Here is a 6247-nt window from a genome sequence, read left to right on the forward strand (position 1 = left end):
GTCAGTCGCGCAGGCGCTTCAGGAGGTCGCCGTAGGCGTCGATGCGGCGGTCGCGCAGGAAGGGCCAGCCCCGCCGCACCTCCTCGACGAGCGCCAGGTCGCAGTCGACGACCAGGGTCTCCGCGCGGTCTGCCGGCGCGCGCGCGATCACGCGGCCGAAGGGGTCCGCGACGAAGGACTGGCCCCAGAAGGTGAGTCGCCCCTCGACACCGATCCGGTTCACCGCGACCACGAAGACGCCGTTGGCGATCGCGTGCGCGCGCTGGGCGGTCTCCCAGGCGTCGTGCTCGGCGGCCTCCCACTCCGGCCGGACCCCGGTCTCCCAGCCGATCGCCGTCGGATAGGTGAGCACCTGCGCCCCGGCCAGCGCGGTGAGGCGCGCCGCCTCCGGGAACCACTGGTCCCAGCACACCAGGGTCCCGATCCGGCCCGCCCGCGTGTCGACGGCGCGGAAGCCCAGGTCGCCGGGCGTGAAGTAGAACTTCTCGAAGTAGAGCGGGTCGTCGGGGATGTGCATCTTGCGATACATGCCGGCCACGGCGCCGTCGGCGTCGAGCACCACCGCGGTGTTGTGGTAGAGGCCGGGGGCGCGCCGCTCGAAGACCGACGCGACCACCGTGACGCCGCGCGCCGCCGCCACCTTGGCGACCGCCTCGGTCGTGGGGCCGGGCACGGGCTCGGCGAGGTCGAAGCAGCGCGCGTCCTCGGCCTGGCAGAAGTAGGGCGTGCGGAACAGCTCCGGGAGCACCACGAGCCGCGCCCCGCCCGCCGCGGCGGTGTCGATCCCGGCGAGCGCCCGGTCCAGGTTCTCGCGGGAGTCCGCGGAGCACGCGAACTGCACGAGGCCGACCTTCAGGATCGAGGCCGAGGGAGCCGCCATGGGCGTGGGGTAGGCAAGGGGACCCGGGCTCGCAAGCGCGTGACCGCTTCCGTCACGCGGACGCCGCAGGATCGCCCGCGAGGAGGAGCGGAGATGACCCCTTTCGCACGCGAGGCGGCGGTGGCGGCTGCCTGGATGGCGGCCTTCGTGGCGCTCGGGATCGGGGCGCGGGCCCTGGGCTCCGGGCCCGCGCGCGCGGCCTATCCTGCCGCGCCGATGGCCGACCCCGCCGACCCCGCCGACGAGCCCCGGATCTGGCTCGTGGACGGCTTCAACCTGATGCACGCCGCGGTGCTCCGCGGCCGTGACCGGCGCGGGTGGTGGCGGGCGGAGGCGCGGGAGCGGGTCCTCGAGCTGGTGCGGAGGCTCCAGGTGCCGGCCGGCGTCGAGGTCGTGGTGGTCTTCGACGGCCAGCGGCCGGCGGACGAGCCGGAGCGCGCGGGGCCGGGCCCCCAGGTGGTGTTCGCGGCATCGGCGGACGAGTGGCTGGTCCGGGCGGTCCGCCAGGCCGCCGAGCCGGGCCGGATCGCCGTGGTGACCGCCGACCGGCAGCTCGCCGACCGCGCCCGCCACCGGGGCGCCCGTGTGATCGGCCCCCGCGCCTTTCGCGAGCGCTGCGGGGGCGACGCGGCGTAGGGGCCCGGCCCTACTTCGCGAGCTCCTCGGCGACCAGCGCCCGCAGCGGCTCGTAGCCGAGCTCGGGGAGCAGCCGGCCGTTCACGAAGAAGCTCGGCGTCCCGCGCACCCCGAGCTGCTCCGCATCGCCCCGGTCGCGCTCGATCTTCGCGCGGTGCTTGATGCCCTCGTAGGAGGCCTGGAAGGCCGCCATGTCGAGTCCGATCTGGCGGGCGTACGAGGGGATCAGCTCGGGGCGGGGGCTGCGATGGTCGCCCCAGACGGGCTGGTTCGCGAACAGCGCGTCGAGCATCTCCCAGTAGCGGCCCTGCTCGCCCGCCGCCTCGAGCGCCGCCATGGCCTGCATCGAGTTCGCGTGCAGCGGCAGGTAGCGGACCACGAGCCGGACCCGGCCGTCCTGCTCCGCGAGCACCCGGTTCACGTACGGGTACATGGCGCGACAGGCCTCGCACTCCGGGTCGAGGAACTCGACGATCGTCACCTTGGCGCCGCGCGGGCCCTTGCTCGGGCTGTCGGGGTGGACCAGGAGCGCGGGATCGACCGCCGGGCTCTCCGCCGCGGCCGCCGGCCGGCGCTCCTCCTGGGCGCCGCGGTAGAGGCGCGCGCCGAACAGCCAGGCCGCCACCGCGATCAGCGCGATGCCGATCACCAGGGCCACCTCCTTCCTCATGCGCGAGACCTCCTCGAGCCGGCGGCAGACGCCAGCAGGCAGGCGCCGATCACCGCGAAGGCCGCGAGCGCCAACGCCGGGATCGTGACGAAGCCGAACCACGCGATCGGGCGCGCCGCGCACGAGACGCCCTGGCCGCAAGGCGCGAGACGCTCCGGGACCACACCGTAGTCGATCAGGTTGTGGTACGCGGCGATCGCGAGGCCGAGCGCGACCAGGGGCAGGCAGTACCAGGTGACGCGGGCGTCGCGCAGCACGATCCCGACCGGGAGCAGCAGCGCGAGCGGGAACATGCAGATGCGCTGGTACCAGCAGAGCGTGCAGGGTGGAAGCCCCATCACCTCGCCGAAGAACAGGCTCCCGAGCGTCGCCGCGAGAGCGACCAGCCAGGCCGCGTAGAGCCAGTACGTCGGACCCATCGCAGACCTCCAGGCGGTGCTGCGGCTGCCGGCCGCCCCGCCCACCCACCGCGGCTCGACGCGGGCGGCCGGATCGACGCGCCGCCCGAGCACGGTGTTCACGTGGATCGCCGTCCTTCACCACCCGACGCACCGGGCAGCGCTGGCTGGCTCTCGCATCGGGCCCCGGGTCGCGTCCCGCCGACTCGCCCGGGATCGCTCCGGGGCTCGCGGCCCGGGCCGCCCCACCGGTCGTCCCTCGATCGCCCGGCCGGGTGCCGGAGCTTGACTCCGGCGAGCGCGGAGAGATAGCGTTCGCCCCGGGTGTGCCGGCCCCCCCGATGGTGACGGACTCCTCCCGCTCGCGCGCCGTCCGTTGAATCGTGTGCGCTCGATCGGGCGTCTTTTCCCCTTTGCGGCCCGCCTCCAGCGGGCCCCGAGCGAGAGGCGCCGATGTCCCAAGCAAGCCCGCCCGAACACCACGTCCGCCAGACGCGGACGCTCCAGTTCGCGCGTTGGGTCGTGCGCAACCGCTTCCCGATCGCGATCTGGCTGATCGTGACCACCCTGTTCTTCCTCTACCCGATCGTCAACGCCGTCCTCGACGGACTCGGCGCGAAGCTGCCCGGTCCGGTGGTACGCGTCGACACCTCGGCGCGCGCGCAATGGCCCGAGCATCCCTTCATCCACGCCCAGGACAAGTTCGCCCGCCAGTTCGGGACCTCGTCGCTGGTGGCGCTCGGTGTCGTGGTGCGCGACGGAAACATCTTCACGCCGGATACGCTCCAGAAGCTCCACGACATCACGCGGCGGCTGGACGGCGTCGGCTACGACTCGCGCAACGAGGAACGCGAGGAGCTCCGGGGCAAGCTCGAGGAGCAGGGGCTCAGCGACGTCGAGATCCTGCGCGAGCTCGACCGCCACTTCCCGCCCTATCCGGTGAACCACGACCAGGTGCGCTCGCTCGCACACTCGAGCACACGCGCCATCCAGATCGAGCCCGACGGCTCGATCACCTCCGACGTGCTGATGAAGAAGGTGCCGCAGAACGCGGAGGAATCCGAGCGGCTGCGCGGCCTGGTGCGGCAGAACCCCCCGTTCATCTACGGGCGCCTGGTGAGCTGGGACGAGAAGGGCGCACTGGTCACGGCCGGCTTCATCACGGACCGCCTGAACTCCTCGGAGACCTATCGTGCGGTCTTCAACCACATCCAGAAGATCAAGACCGACATCGAGGAGCCGGCCTGTGCACAATCCTACGCACACGGCTTCCTCGGCTCCGCCTGGCAGGCGGTGAAGCGGGTCTTCGTCGGCGCCGAGATCCACGAGAGCTTCCCGGAGGGGTGCAACCTCAAGGTCTTCGTCACCGGCGAGCCGGTCCACGTCGGCTGGATCCTGAAGCACGCGCTCGAGATCACGATCTACGTGGTGCTCACCGTACTCGTGATCTTCCTGCTGCTGCTCGGCTACTTCCGCCGGTGGCACGGGGTGTTGATCCCGTTCGTGGCTGCGGTCGCCACGGTGATCTGGGGCCTCGGCTTCTGCGGCTGGACCGGGATCACCTTCGACCCACTGGTGCTGGTAATTCCCATGATCATCACGGCGCGCGCCGTCTCGCACACGGTGCAGATGGCCGAGCGCTTCTTCGAGGACTACGAGGTCCTCGCCCCCCAGTACGGCGATCCGCACGAGGCCAAGATCGAGGCCGCCACGATCGCGATGGCCGAGCTCATCGTGCCCGGCACCCTCGGCATCGTCGTCGACGTCGGCGGGCTCCTGGTGATCCTCGTGACCTCCATCCCACAGATGCGCGACCTCGCCATCTTCGGCGCCTTCTGGGTGACCTCGATCCTGGCGACCGTGGAGATCCTCCACCCGGTCATGATCTGCTACCTGCCCGCCCCCACGGAGCACGAGCACTTCCTGCCCGGCTCGATGGTGCGCTTCACGCGCTGGGTGGGCTGGGTCACGACGCACCCGCGCTGGAAGTACGTGGTCGCCGCGGTGACCCTGATCCTGTTCGCCTCTTCCACCTACATCACGCTGTTCCACTCGAAGATCGGGCAGGTGACGCCTGGCTCACCGCTCCTGTGGCCCGATCACGAATTCAACATCGCCACCGACCAGATCGCCCAGCGTTTCGGCGGCGTGGACCAGTTCGTGGTGTTCGTGAGTGGCGATCGCGAGAACGCCAGCGCCGACCCGCTGCCGATCCAACGCATGACCGAATTCGAGCGCTGGATGGCGTCGTTCACCAACCTCGGCGCCTCGGTGTCGATCGCGCCGATCATCCGCGGCTACTGGCGCATGAACCACTACGGCGACCCGAAATGGCAGTTCGTGCCAGGCCACCCGGGCACCGTACGAACCGTGATCTTCCAGCTCCGGACCAACGGTGCCCCGGGCTTCCTGCGCCCGTTCATGACCGACGACAGCCGGAACGCGAACGTCTCGTTCTTCTATCCGGATCACAAGGGCGACACGATCAACCACGCGGTGCTGGCGTCGGACTACTTCATCAAGCAGAACCCGATGGGCGAGGTGATCGTCCGCCTCGACATGGACATCGCTGCCAAGGACGCCCCCTTCTTCAGCAGGGAGAAGCTCACCGACATCTGGTACTACATGCTCGGGCCGCTGCTCCCGCCGCGAAACCACACGCTGACGGTCCAGCACCGCGACGACGGCAGCTACAAGGCCGTTCCCGTCCACAACGCCGTCGACGGCCTGCCCGACTGGCTCGACGAGTTCCGCGAGGGCGCCATCGCCGACTTCGAGACCGAGCGCGACTCGGTCGAGGAGGGCGAGTTCTTCGCCTGGCCGTCGACGCTGGAGGGCTGGTCGGCCGACGACGTAGACGCCTGGTACGAGAGCAAGGAGCAGGGCATCCGCGTCGTGGCGGTGAACACCCAGGACCTGATCGTCCAGGACATGAAGGCCGTCGAACCGATCCCCAAGTACCAGCCGACCAATTCCTGGACGCGCGGCGTCCAGTTCGTGATGGCTGGCGGCATCATGGGCATCCTGGCTGCCATCAACCACGAGGTCGAGCGCGCGCACCTGGCGAACATCACGCTGATCTTCGCCGTGATCTTCGTGCTGCACTCGATCACCTACTGGTCGGTCGCCAGCGGCGGGATCATCTTCCTGCAGATCGCGACGGCCACCCTGTTGTCGCTCGCCTACATGGCGATCCGTGACATCGGTCTCAACATCAACACCCTGCCGGTGCAGTCGGTGGGCGTCGGCATCGGCGTCGACTACGCGATCTACATCGTGGACCGCATCCGCCAGGAGGTTGCCGACACGGCGGACATCGACGAAGCGGTGCGCCGCGCCGTGGGGACGACCGGCATGGCCGTGACCTTCACGGCGACGACGGTGGTCGGCGGCATCATCCTGTGGTCCTTCTCGAACCTGCGCTTCCAGGCCGAGATGGCCCAGCTGCTGGTGCTGCTGATGGTCGTCAACATGCTCGGTGCCATCACGGTGGTGCCGACCTTCTACTCGATCCTGCGCCCGAAGGTGGCGACGGCCCTGCTCAGCGACGAGCAGCGCGCGCTGCTGGAAGCCCAGAAGGAGCGCGAGCGCAAGCTCGGGCTGCGCGAAGGAGCGTGAGACCCCGGCGCGGGGGCGGCCCCCGCCCGGGCCCCCCCGCCGAAA

General features: G+C 70.5%; 5 protein-coding genes. 2 read left to right on the forward strand and 3 right to left on the reverse strand.

Annotated elements, in window-relative coordinates:
* Nucleotide 1 precedes the first annotated feature (1 nt).
* Nucleotides 2-880, reverse strand: a complete 879-nt coding sequence (locus tag OZ948_17570; protein MEB2346538.1) for a carbon-nitrogen hydrolase — start codon at nt 878-880, stop codon at nt 2-4.
* A 93-nt stretch (nt 881-973) separates the two neighbouring features.
* Here OZ948_17570 and OZ948_17575 point away from each other — a divergent pair, with 93 nt between their 5' ends.
* Entirely contained in the window at nt 974-1516 is a 543-nt protein-coding gene (locus OZ948_17575; GenBank protein MEB2346539.1) for an NYN domain-containing protein, read from the forward strand.
* 10 nt (nt 1517-1526) lie between these two features.
* On the opposite strand, the gene OZ948_17580 is transcribed toward OZ948_17575, so the two are convergent.
* Nucleotides 1527-2186, reverse strand: a complete 660-nt coding sequence (locus OZ948_17580) for a thioredoxin domain-containing protein (protein ID MEB2346540.1) — start codon at nt 2184-2186, stop codon at nt 1527-1529.
* Nucleotides 2183-2707 (reverse strand): disulfide oxidoreductase, encoded by a 525-nt coding sequence (locus tag OZ948_17585; protein ID MEB2346541.1) that lies wholly within the window; start codon nt 2705-2707, stop codon nt 2183-2185. The genes OZ948_17580 and OZ948_17585 overlap by 4 nt, the downstream gene beginning before the upstream one ends.
* A 330-nt stretch (nt 2708-3037) precedes the next feature.
* On the opposite strand from OZ948_17585, the gene OZ948_17590 reads away from it, so the two are divergent.
* Nucleotides 3038-6202, forward strand: coding sequence for an MMPL family transporter (locus OZ948_17590; protein MEB2346542.1), 3165 nt, complete (start codon nt 3038-3040; stop codon nt 6200-6202).
* The last annotated feature ends 45 nt before the right edge of the window (nt 6203-6247 follow it).

Source organism: Deltaproteobacteria bacterium (assembly GCA_035063765.1).
Classification (GTDB): domain Bacteria; phylum Myxococcota_A; class UBA9160; order UBA9160; family PR03; genus CAADGG01.

Bases quoted from the DNA above. Each gene is read 5' to 3' on its own strand.
- OZ948_17590 (MEB2346542.1), top strand. From the start codon at position 3,038: ATGTCCCAAGCAAGCCCGCCCGAACACCACGTCCGCCAGACGCGGACG.
- OZ948_17580 (MEB2346540.1), bottom strand. From the start codon at position 2,186: ATGAGGAAGGAGGTGGCCCTGGTGATCGGCATCGCGCTGATCGCGGTG.
- OZ948_17570 (MEB2346538.1), bottom strand. From the start codon at position 880: ATGGCGGCTCCCTCGGCCTCGATCCTGAAGGTCGGCCTCGTGCAGTTC.
- OZ948_17575 (MEB2346539.1), top strand. From the start codon at position 974: ATGACCCCTTTCGCACGCGAGGCGGCGGTGGCGGCTGCCTGGATGGCG.